Here is a 19,604-nt window from a genome sequence, read left to right as displayed (position 1 = left end):
ACTATAGTGACAGAGGTGTGGATGCCGGGCCCGGCGGGTTGGCGGGCCGAGGAGGGGCCGATGATCATCGCCTGGGTCGTGATCCTGCTGACATTGGGGTCGGTGCTCTTCTATGTCTTGAGTCCCTGGCATCTGACGCCACTCGCCTCCCACTGGGGCGCCATGGACAGCACCATCCATATCACCGCCCTGGTCACCGGGGCGGTCTTCGTTGCGGTCAACCTCTTCCTCGCCTGGGTCATCCTGCGCTATCGCCATCGGGCCGATCGGCGTGCCGCCTTCGATCCCGAGAACAAGCGGCTGGAGGGCTGGCTGACCCTGGTCACCAGCCTGGGTATCGCCGCCCTGCTGGCCCCGGGGCTGTGGGTCTGGGGGAGCTTCGTCAGCGTGCCGGAGGAGGCCCATGAGGTGGAAGTGGTGGGCCAGCAGTGGCGCTGGAGCTTCCGCCTGCCCGGCGAGGATGGCGAGCTGGGTCGGGTCGATACCCGTCTGATCGACGAGGCCAATCCCTTCGGGCTGACCGAGGATCCCGCCGGCCTCGACGATCGCCTGGTGATGGAGCCGCGGCTGCTGCTGCCGCTGGGCCAGCCGGTCAAGATGCTGCTGCGCTCCAAGGATGTGCTGCACAACTTCCAGGTGGCGAACTTCCGCGCCAAGATGGACCTGGTGCCCGGCCAGGTCTCCTACTTCTGGCTGACTCCCACCGAGCTGGGGGAGTACGAGGTGGTGTGCGCCGAGCTCTGTGGCATTGCCCATTTCGCCATGCGTGCCCGGGTCGAAGTGGTGGAGCCGGAGGTCTTCGAGGCCTGGCTGGCCGAGCTGCCCACCCAGGCGGACTGGTTGGCCCGGGCCGACCCGGACCCGGCGGCGGGGCAGGGCCACTATGCCAGCTGTGCCGCCTGTCATGGCACCAGTGGCGAGGGTAATGCCGCCATCCAGGCGCCGCCCCTGGCGGGCATGGAGCCCTGGTACCTGAGCCGTCAGCTCGAGCTGTTCCGCCGCGGCGCCCGGGGGACTCATCCCGAGGATAGCCCGGGTCAGCAGATGCGCCCCTTCGCCCTGCAGCTCACCGATGGTGTCGCCATCGCCGACCTGGCGGCCCATATCGCCAGCCTCGAGCCCATCGAGGTGTCTCCCGCCGCGCAGGGCGATCCGCGCCGGGGGGCGCGTCTCTACCGCACCTGCGCCAACTGTCACGGCGAGCGGGGCGAGGGGATCCCGGCGACCCAGGGGCCACGCCTGGCAACACTTCCCGACTGGTACCTGATCCGCCAGCTGGAGCATTTCCGCGAGGGCGTCCGCGGTCGCCATGCCGCGGATCCCTACGGCAATCAGATGGTGGACATGGCGCAGATGCTGGTCAATCGGCGGGCGGTGGAAGACGTGGTGGCCCATATCACCACCCTCGGTACGGCGCAGGAGGAGTAGGCCATGGGGCAACCATGGAGCGATCGGCGAGGGGACGAAGGCGTGGTGCATATCACCCGCTTCCGGTCCGGGACGGAGGAGGAGTAAGCCATGGCGGAATCACGGGGACCGGCGGTGGCCGAGGAGATGGAACTGGTTCATCCCAAGACCTTCCTCGGCAAGTACATCTGGAGCCAGGATGCCAAGGTGATCGCCATCCAGTATGGGCTCACCGCCACGGCCATCGGCCTGGTGGCCCTGGCGCTGTCGATCCTGATCCGCCTGCAACTGGGCTTCCCCGGCAGCTTCTCGCTGATCGACCCGAGCAGCTACCTGCAGTACGTGACCATGCACGGCATGATCATGGTGGTCTACCTGCTCACCGCCTTCCTCCTGGGGGCCTTCGGCAACTATCTGATCCCGTTGATGATCGGTGCCCGGGACATGGCCTTCCCCTTCCTCAACATGCTCAGCTACTGGTTCTACCTGGCCTCGGTACTGATCCTGGTGGCGAGTTTCTTCGTGCCCGGCGGGCCCACCGGAGGCGGCTGGACCCTCTATCCACCCCAGGTGATCAGCCCCGGCACCCCGGGGGTGGGGGGTGGCATCCTCCTGATGCTGGTGTCGCTGATCGTCTTTATCGCCGGCTTCACCATGGGCGGGCTCAACTATGTGGTGACGGTGCTCCAGGCGCGCACCCGGGGGATGACCCTGATGCGCCTGCCGTTGACCGTCTGGGGCATCTTCATGGCCACGGTGATGGCGCTGCTGGCGTTCCCGGCGCTGCTGGTGGCGGTGCTGATGCTGCTCTGCGACATGCTGCTCGGCACCAGCTTCTTCATGCCGGAGATGCTCAACCTGGGCGAGCAGGCCGGCCACGAGGGGGGCAGCCCCTTGCTCTATCAGCACCTGTTCTGGTTCTTCGGTCATCCCGAGGTCTATATCGTCGCGCTGCCCGCCTTCGGTATCGTCTCCGATGTGCTGGCCTGCCATGCCCGCAAGAACATCTTCGGCTATCGCATGATGGTCTGGGCGCTGATCCTGATCGGCGTGCTCAGCTTCGTGGTCTGGGCCCACCATATGTTCGTCAGCGGCATGAATCCCTACTTCGGCTTCCTGTTCGCCACCACCACCCTGATCATCGCCGTGCCCACCGCCATCAAGGTCTATAACTGGGTGCTGACCCTGTGGCGGGGCAATATCCGCCTCACCGTGCCCATGCTGTTCGCCATCGGTTTTCTCTTCACCTTCGTCAACGGTGGCCTGAGCGGGCTCTTCCTGGGCAATGTCACCGTGGACGTGCCGCTCTCCGACACCTATTTCGTGGTCGGCCACTTTCATATGGTGATGGCGGTGGCGCCGGTGCTGGTGATCTATGCCGGCCTCTACCACTGGTATCCCAAGGTCAGCGGGCGGATGTTCCACCAGGGGATGGCCAAGTGGCACTTCTGGCTCACCTTCCTGGGCACCTATGTGGTCTATTTCCCGATGCACTTCATGGGCTTCGCCGGGGTCCCCCGGCGCTACTACGCCTACGGCGAGACCGCCTTCATTCCCGACTCGGTGATCACCCTGAACATGGTCATCACCCTGGCCGCCATCGTCGTGGCGGCGGCCCAGCTGTTGTTCCTGTTCAACATGGCCTGGAGCCTGCGCCACGGCAAGCCGGCCGGTGCCAACCCCTGGGGCGCCACCACCCTGGAGTGGCAGACTCCGCATACCCCGCCGCGGCATGGCAACTTCGGCGACGAGTTGCCGGTGGTCTATCGCTGGGCCTACGACTATAGCGTGCCCGGTGCGGCCGAGGACTTCCTGCCCCAGAACCAGCCTCCCGAGGCGGTCCGCTCGGCGGATGATGCCGCCGCCAAGGGGCCCGACGGCGGGAGGGAGGCGCCATGATTCTCTCTCTGGCACTGCTGACCCTGTTGATGGCGATCCTCGGTGGCTGGCTGTTCCGTCACTCCTGGGGGGCGCGTCCCTGGGAGGCCCAGGTCGCCGGTCAGGCGCCGCAGCGCCAGGCGCCCCCCGGGGCAACGCCGGCTCGGGTCGGCCTGGGGGTGATCCTGGCGGTGGCCACCTCGCTGTTTGCCCTGACGGTGAGCGCCTACCTGATGCGCCTGGAGCTGGGCAGCGACTGGCGACCGCTGGCCATGCCCGGGGTGCTCTGGGTGAATACCCTGCTGCTGGTGGCGGCCAGCCTGGCCCTGCAGCGGGCCTGGCGGGCGGCCCGTGACGGCCGGGCGAGGGCGCTGCGGACCGGCCTGGCCTGGGGCGGAGGGTTGAGCCTGGCCTTCCTGGTCGGGCAGGGCCTGGCCTGGTGGCAGCTCACCTCGGCCGGGGCGACCCTGCAGGCCAATCCGGCCGGCAGTTTCTTCTACCTGCTGACCCTGCTGCATGGCCTGCACCTGCTCGGTGGCCTGGTGGCCTGGTGGCGGGCCTGGCGGCGCCTGGGGCGGGGCGGCGATATCGTCGCCGGCGTCGAGCTCTGTGCCCTCTACTGGCACTACCTGCTGGTGGTCTGGGGCGTGCTCTTCGCGCTGCTGTTGCTGACCTGAGGAGGCGACCATGAGAGATCCACACTCCCCGTCGTCGCGTGTCGCCGAGGCCGCCCGTGGCTTGGTCGACGACTGGGCGGCGGACCGCCGCGTCTTCGATGTGCCCTGGGACAAGGCGATGATGTGGCTGTTCATCCTCAGCGACGTCTTTATCTTCGCCTGTTTCCTGGTCGGCTACATGGCGCTGCGCATCGCCGCCACCGACCCCTGGCCCGATGCCAGCGAGGTGTTCGCCCTGAGCCTGGGGGGCGAGCCGATTCCGCTGCTGCTGATCGCCATCATGACCTTCGTGCTGATCAGCAGCAGCGGCACCATGGCCCTGGCGGTGAAGTTCGCCCACGAGGGCAAGCGGCGCCTGACCGCCTGGCTGTTGTGGCTGACGGCCCTGCTGGGCCTGGTGTTTTTGGGCATGCAGGTCTTCGAGTGGGCCAAGCTGATCGAGGATGGCGTGCGCCCCTGGGGCAACCCCTGGGGGGCGGCCCAGTTCGGGGCCAGTTTCTTCCTGATCACCGGCTTCCATGGCACCCATGTCACCTTCGGTGTGCTGTTTATCGTGATCATGGCGGTCAAGGTGATGCGTGGCTCCCTGGCCGATCGGCGACCGGGCTTTCTCACCGGTCGCCGGGGGCGTTATGCCATGGTGGAGTCGCTGGGGCTCTACTGGCACTTCGTCGATCTGGTCTGGGTCTTCATCTTCGCGTTCTTCTATCTCTGGTAGCGGGAGGTCGTCATGAGCGAGCCGGGGCAGGGGGCCCATCCTCCACTGCGAGCCTATCTCTGGGTGTGGCTGGCGCTGTTTATCCTCAGCGTCTTCTCCTATTGGGTGGACTATGCCGGCCTGGAGGGGTACCTGAAGTGGTTTTTGATCACCGCCTTCATGTTGCTCAAGGCGGGGCTGATCATGGCGGTGTTCATGCACTTGGCCTGGGAGCGTCCTTCCATCGTGGTGGCGGTGCTGCTGCCCCCGGGGGCGCTGCTCTTCCTGGCGGCCCTGATGGCCCTGGAATCCCACTACACCCTGCTCAGCCGGCTGCGTTTCTTCTTTTCCTGAGCCCCGAGCCCAAGCTTTTGAAAAAAATCGCAAATTAGGGGTTTTCATTTCCCGGCAAGCTGGGTAATATACGCCTCGTTCTCGGGGCACACGAAGCGCCGAAAACGAGTCGGAGCGTGGCGCAGCTTGGTAGCGCGCTGCAATGGGGTTGCAGAGGTCGCAGGTTCGAATCCTGTCGCTCCGACCATGAATATCGCAAAAACGCCCGCTGATCCTAAGAGGTCGGCGGGCGTTTTTCGTATGGCCGGCTTTTCTTTCGTTGCCACGATCTGCTTGGCTGTCAGGGTAAAGCCCGGCGCCGTGCCGCCGATATACCGTTAATCAAGCGTGTTATATCGAGGCAATGGCATGGATGTATCTCCCCCGCCCGAGACAGAGGCGGCTCGACTCACGGCACTCGCCGCCCTCGATGTGCTGGACTGGCCCTCCGATCCTGCCCTGGAACGACTGACGACCCTGGCCAGCGAGCTCTTCGAGGTGCCGACCGCGCTGGTCTCTCTGGTGGACCGTCAGCGCCTCTGGTTTTCGGCCAGTCGAGGGGCAAGTTGCCAGGAGCTTTCTTGGGAGGGCTCCTTCTGTAGCCACGTCATCGCCGGTGGCAAGACGCTGGTGGTCGAGGATGCCCTGGAAGACCCGCGCTTTGTCGGCGGCCCCTCGGTATCGACCCCTTCGGAGACGCGTTTCTACGCCGGGGTGCCACTCCGGCCCGATGGGGCCAGTGCGGTTGGCACCCTATGTGTGCTCGATTCACGGCCTCGGCAATTCTCTTCCCGAGAACGACACCTGCTCGAACAGCTGGCCGCCCAAGCCGAGGTGCTGCTTTCGCAGCAAGCCCTGCAACGACGTGAACGTCAGCAGCAGCGAGAGCTGGTGCTGAGCACTCGGCGCATGACGGCGCTGCTCGAGGAGTCCGCGGCAGGCATCGTGCGGATTGATCGCTGCGGCACCATGCGTGATATCAACCCCTTCGCCTTGCGCCTGTTGGGCTATCAGCGCCATGAGCTGGTAGGAAAGAACGTCAAGGTGTTGATGCATGCCGGGGAGGCGAGTCAGCACGAGGGTTTCCTGAGTCGCTACCTGGCCGGCGAGACGCCACGAATCATCGGCCAGGGGCGCGAAGTGGTTGCGCGCCATCGCGATGGTCAGCGGGTACCGGTGCATCTGGCTGTCAGTGCCATTCGCGGTGATGACGGTGAGGTAGACGAATTCATCGGCATTCTCACCGATCTGAGTGAGATCCACGAGGCTCGCCGTGCTGCCTTGCGGGAGAGAACGCTCCTGGGGGCCATTATCGATGGCAGTCGCGAGCCTATCTATGCGCGCAGCAGTAGCGGGCGCTACCTGGCGGCGAATCATGCCTGTCTGGACCTCCTCGACTTGGCGCGGGAGCAGGAGCTGCCGCCGCTCTCCACCCTGTTGCCCGAGGCGCTGGCGGAGCGCATCGAGGCGGCAGAGCGCGAGGTGATGCGTTTGGGTCATCCTCGCCGGCTGTTGCTGGGTGAGGTCAAGGGGCGCCATCTCGAATTGAGCCTTTCGCCCCTGGGTAGCCCCGAGGAGGGTGTGCGTGGGGTAGTTGGGGTGGTACATGACACCACCGAGGCGCGTCGGCAATCGAATCTGCTGCGCGTGTTGCACCAGGGAATCACCGACTATCAGGCGTTGATGTCCGGCCAGCAGCTCTGGGAGTTCCTGATGGAGGCGCTTCGCGAGCTCACGGACAGTGACTATGCGTTGATCGGCGAGGTGGTCGAGGCCAACGGTGAGCCTGCCTTGAAGGTTCATGCCATCACCGACCTCTCCTGGAGCGAGGAGTCGCGCCAGCTGATGGAGCGACTGCGCAGCGGTGACATGATGCTGACCAATCCGGATGGCCTCTTGGGGCGGGTCTTCGCCCATGGACAGGTGGTGATGACCGATGACCTGGCCAGCCACCCGGGACGAAGCGGCTTTCCGCCCGGCCACCCGAGTATTCGCAATTACCTCGGGGTGCCGATTCATGATGGCCAGACGATCATCGGCATGTTCGCCATTGCCAATGGGCGGCGCCACTATGATCAGGCGCTGCTGGAGTGGCTGAGCCCCTTTACCTCGACCTGTGCCTTGTTGATCAATCTGCACCGCGGGCTGGCGGAGCGGGCCCGTGCCACCGAGGCGCTGGCGGAAGCGCGGGATCAGGCCGAGTCGGCCAGCCGCGCCAAGAGCGAGTTTCTCTCTTCCATGAGCCATGAGTTGCGTACCCCGTTGAATGCGGTGCTGGGGTATGCACAGCTCCTGGCCAATAGCCGGCAACAACCGCTCAATGAGCGTCAGGCACGGCAGGTCGCACAGATCGAGCGTAGCGGTCAGCACCTTCTGGCCCTGATCAACGACATCCTCGACCTGGCCCGGATCGAAGCCGGAAAACTGTCCCTTTCTCTGGAGGCAGTGCGCCTGGAGGCGCTGATCGGCGACGCCCTGATGAGCGTGGAAACCAGTGCCGCCGATGCCGGCATTACCCTGGTGGCTCCGGAGGCCGTCGATCTCCCGCCCGTGAGGGCGGACTACACCCGCTTGAAGCAGGTGCTGCTCAACCTGCTCTCCAATGCCATCAAGTACAACCGTCGCGGAGGGCGCGTGGAGGTTGGCGTGACCCGTGAAAGGGCGCATGTGTGTATCAGCGTGCGCGATACGGGGTATGGCATCGCGGTGGAGCATGAGGGGGCGATCTTTGACCCCTTCCAGCGATTGGGGGCCGAGCATGGCACGGTCGAGGGCACGGGGATCGGTCTGTCGATCACCCGTCAGCTGGTGGAAGCCATGGATGGCGAGATCCGGGTGGATAGCCAGCTCGGTGTCGGTAGTGACTTCCAGGTTGTCTTGCCCCGGGTCCGTGACCCCCAGGCCTGGGAGCCAGAGAAGGGTGAGGAGGGTGAGGCGCCATCGGCAACGCCGCCGGTGTCTGCCAACCGCGTGCTCTATGTGGAGGATAACCCGGCGAATCGCCAGTTGATGAGTGACTTTTTCGAGGAACTGGGGGGTGTGGAACTGCGCAGCGTCGACTCGGCGGAAGCCGCCCTGGATGCCTTGAGGCGCCGGGTGCCGGATCTGTTGTTGCTCGATATTCACCTTCCGGGGATGGACGGCCATGCCCTGCTCAAGTGCCTGCGCAAGGATCCCCAGCTGAGTGCTCTGCCGGTCGTGGCCGTGACCGCCAGTGCCATGCCAAATGACCTTCGCCGTGGTGCCTTGTCCGGCTTCGATGACTACCTGACCAAGCCTCTCGACCTGGAACGCTTGCGCCAGGTGCTCGATAAATGGCTGGTGACTCAAGGGGGCTGTCATGCCTGAACGCTTGACCGAGGCCATGCGGCAATTGCCGATCCTGGTGGTGGATGATCACCCCATCAATGTGGAGCTGCTGATCGACCTGCTGGAAGACCAGGGCTTCTCCCGGGTCGATGGCCTGATGGAGTCGAGGGAGGTCGTGGCGCGATGCCGCCGGGACATGCCGGCGCTGATTCTCCTCGATATTCGTATGCCGCACCTGGATGGTCATGGGGTGATGCGCGCCCTGGCTGAGGCCTTCGGTAACCGCAAGCCCGCGGTGATCGTCTTGACCGCTCAGGCGGACGAGGAGACCCGGCATCAGGCATTGGGTCTGGGGGCCCGTGACGTGATCACCAAGCCGTTCGATCATCGAGAAGTGCTGCAGCGGGTGTGTAACGCCCTGGAGGTGGAACAGCGTTATGCCCGTCGCCATCAGGAGGCGGTGGTGCTGGAGCACCTCGTCGCCGAACGCACCCGAGAGCTGGAGCGGCTTTCACATACGGACCCGGTGACCGGATTACCGAACCGCCGTGCCTTGATGGAGGCGCTGGATCGACTGACCCCGGAAGCCACCGGTGCGGCGGTGCTCTATATCGTGCTGGATGCCGTGCATGATGTGGCGCGCCTGCATGGTCATGACGCCGCCGAGCGCCTGGTTGCCCAGTTGGGGGTTGCCATCGCGCAGTGGCTGCCCGATGGTCTCCGGCTGGGGCTCTGGGGCGGCAGTGAGCTGCTGATCGTACTGCCCGACCCCGGCCACGGAAAGTTGCTGGAACTGGCCGGCGAACTGCACCGCTGGCTCGCGGGTGAGCACGCCTTCGACGAGATGTCACTGACCATGGCGTCGCGGGTGGGCGTGGCGGCCGGCGTCGGGGTGTCGCCGCAGCGGCTGGTCCAGATGGCGGCGCTGGCCCTGCCGGCGTCCAGCGACACACCGATTCGCTTGCACAATGACGCCCTGGAAAGGGCCCAGCGGGATGATCTGGAGCTCAATCAGGCGTTGCATGGTGTGGCTCAGCGCAGGGAGCTTTCGCTGGTCTACCAGCCCAAGTTGCATATGCAGAGCGGCCGGGTCGTCGGGGCCGAGGCGCTGCTGCGCTGGCAGCATCCTCGGCGTGGCTTCGTCTCCCCGGGGCGCTTTATCCCCATGGCCGAGGCCAGCGGTGAGATTCTGTCGATTGGCGACTGGGTGCTGGAGGCGTCGATGCGGAGCCTGACGCGGTGGTGTGATCAGAAGCGCCTCGCCAGGGATTTCTGCCTGGCCGTCAATGTGGCGGCTCGCCAGCTCTGTCGAGAGGGTTTCGCGGCGGACCTGCTGGCCCGGCTGGAACGCCATGCGTTGCCCGTCGAGCGCTTCTCCATCGAAGTGACCGAATCCGGCCTGATGGCGGATCTGGCTCAGGCGCGCCGGCAATTGGCGCTGCTCTCCGAGTCGGGGGTGCGGGTCGCCATCGATGATTTTGGCACCGGTCACTCCTCCCTGGCTTATCTGAAGAGCCTGCCGATCTCCACCCTGAAAATTGACCGTGCCTTCGTGACCGGCATCGCTGAACGCCGGGGGGATCGCCAGCTGGCGGCCACCATAACGGCGCTGGCCCATGGCATGGAGTGCGATGTGGTGGCCGAGGGGGTCGAGACCCGGGCCCAGGCCGAGTGCCTGGTCGAGATGGGCTGCGATATTGGCCAGGGGTATCTCTTCGCACGCCCCTTGCCGGAGGAGGCCTTCCTCGACTGGTACCCGGTGACGTCTGCGGCGTTGGCCTGACCCCGGGCTTCCCGTGGCTGCGGCGTCGCCGGGGCGTCTGGTACCCTGTGGGCTGGCATTCTCGCAAGGAGGCAGACGCATGTATCGCCAGGCCGAATCGGGGCCCCTCAAGGGCATGAACCCTCGCGTGACCCTGATCGCCATGGCGGTGGTGATGGGCGCCCTGATCTATGGGGCCTTCTTCACCGAGCGCCTGGCCGCCGGCCTGGCGGCGGCCCGGGCCTTCACCGGCCCCTTCCTCGAGTGGTACTACGTGCTGCTGGTGGCCTTTCTCCTGCTGTTCATGATCTGGCTGGGGACCGGGCGTTACAAGAACGTGCGCCTGGGCGGCGACTTCGAGCAGCCGGAATTCACCTTCTTCTCCTGGGTCTCGATGCTCTTCGCCGCCGGCACCGGGGTGGGGATCCTCTTCTGGGCGGTGGCGCAGCCGATCCTGCAGTTCCAGGGCAACCCCTTCATCAGCGAGGGCATGGGGCCGGACGCGGCGCGGGTCGCCATGCGCCTGACCTATTTTCATTGGGGATTGAACGGCTGGGCGATCTTCTCCTTCGTGGCCCTGGTGCTGGCCTACTTTGCCTACCGCTGGCATCTGCCCCTGACCATCCGCTCGGCCCTGCAACCGCTGTTGGGCGAACGCTACCTGGGCAGGTGGGGGGACCTGGTGGATAGCCTGGCGGTATTCGGCACCGTCTTCGGCATCGCCACCACCCTGGGGCTCGGGGTGCAGCAGATGAATGCCGGCCTGCAGAGCCTCTTCGGCCTGGCGCCCTCGCTGATGATGCAGCTGTTGGTGACCTTCGCCATCATGTCGATCGCCACCGTCTCGGTGGTCTCCGGGGTCAAGCGCGGGGTGCGCCTGCTCTCCGAGGCCAACTTCTGGCTGAGCCTGGCGGTGGTGGCCTGCCTGCTGCTGGTGGGGCCGACCCAGTACCTGATCGCCATTACCATCGAGTCCGCCGGTGACTATATCCAGCACCTGATGTCGATGACCTTCCATACCAATGCCACCCGGGACGATGGGTGGCAGGCGGAGTGGACCGTCTTCTTCTGGGGCTGGTGGTTGGCCTGGTCACCCTTCGTCGGGATGTTTATCGCCCGGGTTTCCCGGGGGCGCACCTTCCGCGAGTTCGTGATGGGCGTGCTGCTGGTGCCCACGGTGATCACCATCGTCTGGATCGGCCTGTTCGGTGGCACGGCCCTCTATCACGAGCTCTTCGGCCAGGGCGGGATCATTGCCGCGGTGGAGGAAGACACCGCCATGGCACTGTTCGCCACCATCGAGGCGATGGGGCTCGGGGTCATCGGCCAGGGCCTGTCGCTGGCCCTGGTGGTGCTGATCGCCACCTACCTGATCACCTCGGCCAACGCCGGCACCCTGGTGATCAATACCATCCTCGCCGGGGGCGATCCGGAGCCGCCCACCGCCCATCGAATTCTCTGGGGGGCCGTACTGGGGCTGCTGACCGCGGTGCTGCTGGTGGCCGGTGGCCTCGAGACCCTGCAGGCAGCGGTGATCATGGCGGCCATTCCGTTTTCCGTGGTGGTCATGTTGATGGTCTGGGGGCTGCTGCGTGCCCTGCATCGCGAGCGTTTCGCGGCGCGTACCGGTGAGCGCGCCGAGGCGCCCCGGGAGCCTTGGGCCGATCTGGACGATGCGGGTAGCACTCCCTCGCCGGTCTCCGATGATGAATTGCACAAGGGGTAACGATGCCAATCGTTTTGGGAATGAGCGTACTGCTGGGCTGCCAGCTGGTCGGTGAGCTGCTGGCCCGGGGGGTGGGGCTGCCGGTCCCCGGGCCGGTGATCGGCATGACGCTGCTGCTGGCGGGCCTGCTGGTGCTGGGGCGGGTGCCCGAGGGGCTGCGCCGCACCGGGGAGGGGCTGTTGCGCCACCTGACCCTGCTCTTCGTGCCGGCGGGGGTCGGCATGATGGTGCACTTCGAATTGATCCGCGCCGACCTCTGGCCGCTGCTGATCACCCTGGTGCTCTCCACCGCCATCACCCTGGCGGTGACCGCCAGGGTGATGAGCTGGCTGAGCCGCCGCGAAAGGGAGGGGCGCTGATGCTGACCGACCTCGACCGGCTCTGGGTCTATCTGGCCAGCCAGCCCTTGCTGGCGTTACTGGCGACCCTGCTGGCCTTCCTGCTGGCCACGCGCATCAATCGCTGGCTGGGGGGCACGCCCCTGGTGCATCCGGTGATCCTGGCCATCGCACTGCTGATCGGCTTCCTGCTGCTGGCGGATATTGATTACGCCACCTACTTCGAGGGGGCCCAGTTCATTCACTTCCTGCTGGGGCCGGCCACCGTGGCCCTGGCGATTCCCCTCTATGACCATCGCGAGCGTATCCGGCGGCGCCTGGTGCCCATCCTGGTGGGGTGTCTGACGGGCATCGTCACCGCCGTGGGGTCTACCCTGGGCATCGCCATGCTGCTGGGGGCCGGTCGCGACTCCCTGCTGAGCCTGGCGCCGCGCTCGGTGACCTCGCCGATCGCCATGGGGGTGGCCGAGCAGTTGGGGGGGATTCCCGCCCTGGCCGCGGGCCTGGTGCTGCTGACCGGCTCCATCGGCTGCGCCCTGGCGCCCTGGATCTTCCGCGCCCTGCGCATCGAGGAGCCGGAGGTTCGTGGCTTCGCCATGGGCTTGGCGGCCCATGGCTTCGGCACCGCCCATAGTTTCGCCCAGTACGGCGCCCTGGCCGGGGCCTTCTCGGGACTCGCCATGGGCCTGACCGGGCTCTTGACCGCCTTTATCCTGCCCTTGGTGGCCCGACTGCTGGGACTTTGACGCTGCGCGGCAGGGCTCGCTTCAACGCAACGGGGCGCCTCATGGGCGCCCCGTCCTGTGGCTGAGGGGGGCTACAGTTCTTCCCAGACCTGCTGGCGAAAATCATTGGGTAACTGGCTGACCCGGTGCAGGCGCTTGAACTGAGCATCGGCCATCTCCTGGACCAGGCCCTGGTAGCACTCGCCCAGGGCCTTGGCGTCGGAGTCGCCGCTCAGACAGTGAGCCCAGCGCTGTTGCATGTCGGCACAGGCGCCGAGGAATTCCAGCTCGGCATGCACGGCCTCACCGGCGCTGGCCAGCCAGGCCATCTGCAGGCGCGCCATGGGCAGGGAGCCATCCAGGCAGTGCTGTAGCCACCACTGCATCAGCGGTTGGCCGGGGTCGAGGCTAGGGGTGGGGCGGACGGCTTGGGGCATGGGGCGGACCTCCGTTAGCGGCTCGTTGGCAAACTCCTTCAGTATAGCCAGCTCCCGCGGCGTTGAATCGTCTGCCGGCAGCTTTCCTTGTTCTGGGTCAAGGTATAGGCAGCGGCAGGGGAGGAACCCGGATGTGGCAAGTGATCAAGTCGGTGTTGGCGGCCTTCTTCGGCGTTCAGAAGGAGCGCCAGCGACGGCGCGACTTCGAAGAGGGTCGGCCCGGCCATTTCATCCTGGTCGGCCTGGGCGCCGCCGCCGTCTTGGTGGGGCTGGTCGTTCTGGTGGCGGTGCTGGTCGCCCGCTGAGCCGTCGGGCACTCAGCGGGGGCTGCGTTGATGGCTGCGTTTAGGGAGTCGGACGTGGCCGAGCGGAGGGCCGGGGAATCTTTCCTATACTCCTTCCAGACTTGCCTAATATTGAGTTCGACGATAGTGCGTCAGGAACCCATAACAATGAAGGAGGCGCCGATGTCCAGGAGGCTCGCTTGGCTATCGGGGAGTGGCGTAATGGGGCTGAGCGCTCAGGCGCAGGCCAGTGGTTGGAACATGCCGGTGGGCGTTACCGATATCAGTGCCGAGATCTACTCCCTGCATATGACCATCTTCTGGATCTGTGTGGTCATCGGCCTGGTGGTCTTCGGCGTGATGTTCTATTCGCTGTTCCGCTATCGCCGCTCACGGCACCCCGAGGCGGCCAATTTCCACGAGAACACCACCGTGGAGGTGATCTGGACCACCCTGCCGTTGTTGATCCTGGTGGGCATGGCGGTGCCCGCCACCGCCACCCTCAAGAAGATGTACGACACCTCCGATGCGGAACTGGATGTCATGGTGACCGGCCAGCAGTGGCGCTGGCGCTATGAATACCTGGGCGAGGAGGTGGCCTTTACCTCCAACATGAGTACGCCCCGGGCACAGATCCGAGGCGAAGAGCCGTTCGGCGAGCACTATCTGCTCGAGGTGGATCGTCCCCTGGTCTTGCCGATCAACCGCAAGGTGCGCTTCCTGTTCACCGCCGACGACGTCATTCACTCCTGGTGGGTGCCGGACTTTGCGGTCAAGCAGGACACCATTCCCGGCTTCGTCAACGAGAACTGGGTGCGCATCAACGAGCCGGGGATCTATCGCGGCCAGTGTGCCGAGCTGTGCGGCATGGATCACGGCTTCATGCCCATCGTCGTTCATGCCCTGGAAGAGGACGAGTTCGACGCCTGGCTCGCCGAGCGTCGTGACGAGGCCGCCGAGGAAGCCCTCGGCGTCGATCGCGACTGGGCCCTGGAGGAGCTGATGGCCCGTGGCGAGGAGGTCTATGGCGCCATCTGTGCCTCCTGCCATCAGGTCGAAGGGCAGGGCATGCTCCCCACTTTCCCGGCCCTGGCCGGTAATGAGCGGCTGATCGATGACCTGGCCTGGCACAGCGATACCGTGATCAACGGGGTCTCCGGCACGGCCATGCCGGCCTTCCGCAGCACCCTCAATCCGGTGGAGCTGGCGGCGGTGCTGACCTATACCCGCAACGCCTGGGGCAATGACACCGGTGATACGGTGCAGCCGGCGCAGATTGCCGAGCAACTGGCCCGCTGAGCGAGGCACCTGCCTCGCCGGACGACGACAAGAACCAGGGAGAATTCCGATGGCATCGAAGCTGCCCAAGCCCCCCCTCGAGCATAGCGCCAGCGGTGCCGGCGCCGCCGCCTCCGAGGCACATGCCGCCCCGCCGAAGGGAATCCTGCGCTGGCTGCTGACCACCAATCACAAGGAGATCGGCAGTCTTTACCTGATCTTCTCGCTGATCATGTTCTTTATCGGTGGCATCTTCGCCCTGGTGGTGCGCCTGGAGCTGTTCCAGCCGGGCCTGCAGTTCGTCGATCCCGAATTCTTCAATCAGATGACCACGATGCATGGCCTGATCATGGTCTTCGCCGCGGTGATGCCGGCCTTCACCGGCCTGGCCAACTGGATGATCCCGCTGCAGATCGGGGCCCCGGACATGGCCCTGCCGCGGCTCAACAACTTCAGCTTCTGGCTGCTGCCGGTGGCCTTTATCCTGCTGCTCTCGACCCTGCTGATGCCCGGCGGCGGGCCCAACTTCGGCTGGACCTTCTATGCGCCCCTTTCCACCACCTATGCGCCGCCGTCCACCACCTTCTTTATCCTGGCCATGCATATCGCCGGGATCAGCTCGATCCTCGGGGCGATCAATATCATCGCCACCATCCTCAATATGCGCGCCCCGGGCATGCGCATGATGGACATGCCGCTGTTCGTCTGGACCTGGCTGATCACCGCCTTCCTGCTGATCGCGGTGATGCCGGTGCTGGCCGGGGTGATCACCATGATGCTGCTGGATATCAACTTCGGCACCAGCTTCTTCGATGCCGCCGGCGGCGGCGACCCGGTGCTCTTCCAGCACCTGTTCTGGTTCTTCGGGCACCCCGAGGTCTATATCATGATCCTGCCGGCCTTCGGCATCGTCTCGGCGATCATCCCCACCTTCGCCCGCAAGCCGCTGTTCGGCTACGCCTCCATGGTCTATGCCACCGCCTCCATCGCCATCCTCTCCTTCCTGGTCTGGGCCCACCATATGTTCGTGGTGGGGCTGCCGCTGGTGGCGGAACTCTTCTTCATGTACACCACCATGCTGATCGCGGTGCCCACCGGGGTGAAGGTATTCAACTGGATCACCACCTTGTTCCAGGGCTCCATCACCTTCGAGACCCCCATGCTCTTCGCCCTGGCCTTCGTGGTGCTCTTCACCATCGGCGGCTTCTCGGGACTGATGCTGGCCATCGCCCCGGCGGATTTCCAGTACCACGACACCTACTTCGTGGTGGCCCATTTCCACTATGTGCTGGTGCCCGGGGCCATCTTCTCGATCATGGCCGGTGTCTACTACTGGCTGCCCAAGTGGACCGGCCACTATCCCAGCGAGACCCTCGGTCGCTGGCACTTCTGGCTGTCGGTGATCGGCGTCAACCTGACCTTCTTCCCCATGCACTTCTCTGGGCTGGCCGGGATGCCAAGGCGCATTCCCGACTATGCCCTGCAGTTCGCCGACTTCAACCTGGTATCGAGCCTGGGGGCCTTCCTGTTCGGTCTCTCCCAGCTGCTCTTCGTGGTGGTGATCGTCAAATGCGTGAGGGGGGGCGAGAAGGCCCCGGCCAAGGCCTGGGAAGGGGCCGAAGACCTGGAGTGGAGCGTGCCCAGTCCGGCGCCGCTGCACACCTTCGAGACGCCGCCCCATGTGACGCCACAACCCCATCCTTGAGCCGATAGCGGCGGGGTGTCCGCCGGGAGGTCGTGATGAGTCCGGTACAGCGCACGGTCAGCCGCACCTTGGTGGTCCTGGTGGCGATGTTCGCTTTCGCCTTCGCCCTGGTGCCCCTCTATGACGTCTTCTGTCGCATTACCGGGCTCAACGGCAAGGTGGACACCACCGCCCAAGCCCTGGTGCACGAGGAGGTGGACGCTTCCCGCTACGTCACCGTGCAACTGGTGACCCGCAGTGGCTCCGGGCTGCCCTGGCGGCTCGAGGTGGAGCAGCGCCAGTTGCGGGTGCACCCCGGGCAGGCGGTGGAGGTGGGCTTCACCTTCGTCAACCAGAGCGAGGCGCCCCAGTGGGGGCGGGCGGTGCCCAGCGTCTCGCCCTCCAACGCCAATCGCCATCTGCGCAAGGTCAGCTGCTTCTGCTTCGAGGAGCAGCGCCTGGAGGCGGGGGAGCGCCTGGAGCTGCCTCTGGTCTTCCAATTGGCCCGAGATCTGCCTCCCGAGGTCAATACCGTGACCCTGGTCTATACCCTGTATCCGGTGGAGCGGGGGGCCTTGGCCCTGACGCCCCGCGATCCTGGCTCTTCGTCCGATGGAGGTGATGCATGAGCGGTGGTAGCTACTATGTGCCGGCAACCAGCAAGTGGCCGATCCTCGGTTCCCTGGCGTTGGCGAAGGAGGTGATGCATGAGCGGTGGTAGCTATTATGTACCGGCGACCAGCAAGTGGCCGATCCTCGGCTCCCTGGCGCTGGGGGTGATGATGATCGGCGCCGGCCTGCTGATGGTGCATGGCCGGGGCGCCCCGGTGCTGGCGCTCGGCCTGCTGGCGGTGATCGCGGTGATGGCCCTGTGGTTCCGGGACGTGGTGCGGGAATCCCGCCAGGGGCTCTATGACGCCCAGATGGATCGCTCCTTCCGCTGGGGCATGGGCTGGTTCATCTTCTCCGAGGTGATGTTCTTCGCCGCCTTCTTCGGGGCGCTCTTCTATGTGCGCACCTTCGCCTTGCCCTGGCTCGATGGCGAGGGGGCCAAGGGAGTGGCGGCGCTGCTGTGGCCCGACTTTACCGCCAGCTGGCCGCTGCTCAATCCACCGGACCCGGCGGTATCCGGGCCCGATGCCGTGCTTAGCCCCTGGCAGCTGCCACTGGTCAATACCCTGATCCTGGTCACCTCCAGTATTACCCTGACCGTGGCCCATGAGGCCCTCAAGGAGGGCTACCGGCGTACCTGCCGCAACTGGCTGGCGGGCACCGTCTTCCTTGGCTTCTGCTTTATCTGCGTGCAGGCGTTCGAGTACTACGAGGCCTATGCGCACTATGGTCTGACCCTGGATGCCGGTATCTACGGCAGCCTCTTCTTCCTGCTCACCGGCTTCCACGGGGTGCATGTCACCGTGGGGGCCATCGTGCTGGCGGTGATCCTGTGGCGTATCCAGCAGGGCCACTTCAGCGGCGACGATCACTTCGGTTTCGAGGCCGCCGCCTGGTACTGGCACTTCGTCGATGTGGTCTGGGTGGGGCTCTTCCTGTTCGTCTATGTCTTCTGAACCGCGGCCGCTGAGCCGATTCAGCCGGCCAGGCCACCGTAGTAGAAACCGTAGAAGAGCAGGGCCAGCAGCACCACGGCGCAGGCGACGCGTAGCTTGAGCGAGACCAGCAGCCGCCGGGAGGCGCCATCATCGCGCAGCAGGAAGCCGGCGCCGGTGGCGAGGCTGGTGAGCATGATCAGGAAAACCAGGGCGATGGCAAATTTCAGCATGGGGCACTCCGTGGGGTCGAGTCATCACAGTTCAAGGAAGCCGCGGGGCGCTGTCAAGCGCCGTCTCTGGTGGGCCTTCTGGCTCCCCTTGGTGGGGCTGGGCGTCGTTCTGGGCGCCTGGCAGTGGCAGCGGGCGGAAGCCAAGACGGCCTATCTGGCCGAGCTGGCGGCAGCGCCGGCACTCGTCGAGCCGAGCCAATCCCCCGCCGACGGGGCCCGTGTGGCCCTAAGCGGTGAATTTCGCGCCGAGGAGACCCTGTTCCTCGATAACCGGGTGCGGCAGGGGCAGGTGGGCGTCGCGGTGCTGACGCCCCTGGTGGATGGGCAGGGGCGCCGCTGGCTGATCCAGCGGGGCTTTATGGCAACCGGCCCCTATCGACTCGACCCCGAGGTCGCCACTCCCGAGGGCCCGGTGACCCTCTCCGGGACCTGGCAGGCGGCAGGGGCGGGTGGCCTCCTGTTCGGTCCCAACCGCGAGGGCCGGCGCCTGCAGCAGATTGATCTTGCCGCCTGGGCGGAGGGTTTCGCCTTTGCGGGCTGGCTCCACCAGGAGGCTGGTGAGGGCGCCCTGGCTCCCTGGTGGAGCGCCAATGTGATGCCACCCCACCGCCACCTCAGCTACGCCGTGCAGTGGTGGGGGCTGGCGCTGGCCGCCCTGATCATCATGCTGCTGGGTGGGCGGCGCCTGAGTGCCCCCGCCATTTCGCCATCCGAAAAGGAGACGCCATGAGTTCCCTGGGTCGCTCGCGTATCAAGTTGCTGCTGCTGATGGCGCTGTTCGCCGCCCCCATGCTCAGCGCCTGGGCCATGGTGACCTGGCGCGTCGGCATCCCCGAGGCGCGCACCGCCCATGGGCAGCTGGCCCCCGAGGTGCCGGCCCTCGGCGCCTGGCCCCTGGCGGGGGCCGTCAGCGCGTCGGAGCGCTGGGTGCTGGCCTTCGATTGCCGCGGCGACTGCGCCGACCAGGCGGATCGCTGGTGGCGATTGCATCGGGCGCTGGGCCGGGAGGCGCCGCGAGTCGAGCGGCTGCGAGTCATCGATGGCGGGGTGGTGCCGGAGCCGACGGCCTTGCCCGGCGAGCGGCTGGCCCGTTGGCGCTCGGCGCCGTCCTGGGGCGAGCCGGGGGCGCTGTGGCTGCTCTCCCCGGAGGGCGAGGTGGTGCTCGGCTACGCCGCCGGCGTGGCGATGCGCGATGTCATGGATGACCTCCAGCACCTGCTCAAGGTCAATCCGGAGCGGGGGGCGGCGTCGAATTGAGCGGCTGCTTTCAACGCGGGTGGCGACGTAAG

At 65.9% G+C, this 19,604-nt stretch carries 19 protein-coding genes and 1 tRNA gene; 18 read left to right on the top strand and 2 right to left on the bottom strand.

The window, feature by feature from the left end; genetic code table 11:
• The first annotated feature begins 60 nt into the window (after positions 1-60).
• The 11 genes from IHD13_RS05590 (at position 61) to IHD13_RS05540 (ending at position 12,873) form a co-directional block, all read left to right on the top strand.
• Positions 61-1,428, top strand: a complete 1,368-nt coding sequence (locus tag IHD13_RS05590) for a c-type cytochrome (RefSeq protein ID WP_195860045.1) — start codon at positions 61-63, stop codon at positions 1,426-1,428.
• Between the two features lie 90 nt (positions 1,429-1,518).
• Positions 1,519-3,306 carry a cytochrome c oxidase subunit I gene (locus IHD13_RS05585; protein ID WP_195860044.1) on the top strand — a complete coding sequence of 596 codons (1,788 nt, stop codon included), beginning with the start codon at positions 1,519-1,521 and terminating at the stop codon, positions 3,304-3,306.
• Positions 3,303-3,962: a cytochrome c oxidase subunit 3 gene (locus IHD13_RS05580; RefSeq protein ID WP_195860043.1), complete on the top strand. Its 660-nt coding sequence runs from the start codon at positions 3,303-3,305 to the stop codon at positions 3,960-3,962. Before IHD13_RS05585 ends, IHD13_RS05580 begins: the two co-directional genes overlap by 4 nt.
• Positions 3,963-3,972: 10 nt before the next feature.
• On the top strand, positions 3,973-4,680 hold the full coding sequence (locus IHD13_RS05575; RefSeq protein ID WP_195860042.1) for a cytochrome c oxidase subunit 3: 708 nt from the start codon (positions 3,973-3,975) through the stop codon (positions 4,678-4,680).
• 12 nt (positions 4,681-4,692) lie between these two features.
• Complete coding sequence (locus IHD13_RS05570; RefSeq protein ID WP_195860041.1) at positions 4,693-5,013, top strand: cytochrome C oxidase subunit IV family protein; 321 nt, start codon at positions 4,693-4,695, stop codon at positions 5,011-5,013.
• Between the two features lie 110 nt (positions 5,014-5,123).
• Positions 5,124-5,200, top strand: a tRNA-Pro gene (locus IHD13_RS05565).
• Between the two features lie 161 nt (positions 5,201-5,361).
• Positions 5,362-8,340: a GAF domain-containing protein gene (locus IHD13_RS05560; protein ID WP_195860040.1), complete on the top strand. Its 2,979-nt coding sequence runs from the start codon at positions 5,362-5,364 to the stop codon at positions 8,338-8,340.
• Positions 8,333-10,084: a putative bifunctional diguanylate cyclase/phosphodiesterase gene (locus IHD13_RS05555; protein WP_230086153.1), complete on the top strand. Its 1,752-nt coding sequence runs from the start codon at positions 8,333-8,335 to the stop codon at positions 10,082-10,084. The genes IHD13_RS05560 and IHD13_RS05555 overlap by 8 nt, the downstream gene beginning before the upstream one ends.
• A gap of 79 nt (positions 10,085-10,163) precedes the next feature.
• Positions 10,164-11,789: a BCCT family transporter gene (locus tag IHD13_RS05550; protein ID WP_195860039.1), complete on the top strand. Its 1,626-nt coding sequence runs from the start codon at positions 10,164-10,166 to the stop codon at positions 11,787-11,789.
• Between the two features lie 2 nt (positions 11,790-11,791).
• Entirely contained in the window at positions 11,792-12,148 is a 357-nt protein-coding gene (locus IHD13_RS05545) for a CidA/LrgA family protein (protein WP_195860038.1), read from the top strand.
• The gene (locus IHD13_RS05540) at positions 12,148-12,873 is read left to right on the top strand and encodes an LrgB family protein (RefSeq protein ID WP_442786560.1); all 726 of its coding nucleotides are present in this window, start codon (positions 12,148-12,150) and stop codon (positions 12,871-12,873) included. Before IHD13_RS05545 ends, IHD13_RS05540 begins: the two co-directional genes overlap by 1 nt.
• Positions 12,874-12,944: 71 nt before the next feature.
• Here IHD13_RS05540 and IHD13_RS05535 read toward each other — a convergent pair whose 3' ends face one another.
• Positions 12,945-13,289 (bottom strand): hypothetical protein, encoded by a 345-nt coding sequence (locus IHD13_RS05535; protein WP_195860037.1) that lies wholly within the window; start codon positions 13,287-13,289, stop codon positions 12,945-12,947.
• A 131-nt stretch (positions 13,290-13,420) separates the two neighbouring features.
• Between IHD13_RS05535 and IHD13_RS05530 the strand changes: the two genes are divergently transcribed.
• The 5 genes from IHD13_RS05530 to IHD13_RS05510 all read left to right on the top strand — a co-directional run bounded on the left by IHD13_RS05530 (position 13,421) and on the right by IHD13_RS05510 (position 18,103).
• A complete protein-coding gene (locus IHD13_RS05530) occupies positions 13,421-13,594 on the top strand; it encodes a DUF2970 domain-containing protein (RefSeq protein WP_195860036.1) in 174 nt (57 codons plus the stop codon).
• A 201-nt stretch (positions 13,595-13,795) separates the two neighbouring features.
• Entirely contained in the window at positions 13,796-14,872 is a 1,077-nt protein-coding gene (coxB, locus tag IHD13_RS05525) for a cytochrome c oxidase subunit II (RefSeq protein ID WP_230086152.1), read from the top strand.
• A gap of 49 nt (positions 14,873-14,921) precedes the next feature.
• A complete protein-coding gene (gene ctaD / locus IHD13_RS05520) occupies positions 14,922-16,556 on the top strand; it encodes a cytochrome c oxidase subunit I (protein WP_195860034.1) in 1,635 nt (544 codons plus the stop codon).
• Positions 16,557-16,591: 35 nt separating this feature from the next.
• The gene (locus IHD13_RS05515; protein ID WP_195860033.1) at positions 16,592-17,164 is read left to right on the top strand and encodes a cytochrome c oxidase assembly protein; all 573 of its coding nucleotides are present in this window, start codon (positions 16,592-16,594) and stop codon (positions 17,162-17,164) included.
• A gap of 78 nt (positions 17,165-17,242) precedes the next feature.
• Complete coding sequence (locus tag IHD13_RS05510) at positions 17,243-18,103, top strand: cytochrome c oxidase subunit 3 (protein ID WP_195860032.1); 861 nt, start codon at positions 17,243-17,245, stop codon at positions 18,101-18,103.
• A 20-nt stretch (positions 18,104-18,123) separates the two neighbouring features.
• Here the strand turns inward: IHD13_RS05510 and IHD13_RS05505 are convergent, their stop codons facing one another.
• Positions 18,124-18,315, bottom strand: a complete 192-nt coding sequence (locus tag IHD13_RS05505) for a DUF2909 family protein (protein ID WP_195860031.1) — start codon at positions 18,313-18,315, stop codon at positions 18,124-18,126.
• 91 nt (positions 18,316-18,406) lie between these two features.
• Between IHD13_RS05505 and IHD13_RS05500 the strand changes: the two genes are divergently transcribed.
• The gene (locus tag IHD13_RS05500; RefSeq protein WP_326838317.1) at positions 18,407-19,045 is read left to right on the top strand and encodes an SURF1 family protein; all 639 of its coding nucleotides are present in this window, start codon (positions 18,407-18,409) and stop codon (positions 19,043-19,045) included.
• Entirely contained in the window at positions 19,042-19,572 is a 531-nt protein-coding gene (locus IHD13_RS05495; RefSeq protein ID WP_195860030.1) for a hypothetical protein, read from the top strand. The genes IHD13_RS05500 and IHD13_RS05495 overlap by 4 nt, the downstream gene beginning before the upstream one ends.
• Positions 19,573-19,604 lie beyond the last annotated feature (32 nt).

The sequence above is a fragment of the Halomonas sp. 328 genome, assembly GCF_015645095.1.
GTDB lineage: Bacteria > Pseudomonadota > Gammaproteobacteria > Pseudomonadales > Halomonadaceae > Bisbaumannia.
This window is presented reverse-complemented; position numbering and strand designations above follow the sequence as displayed.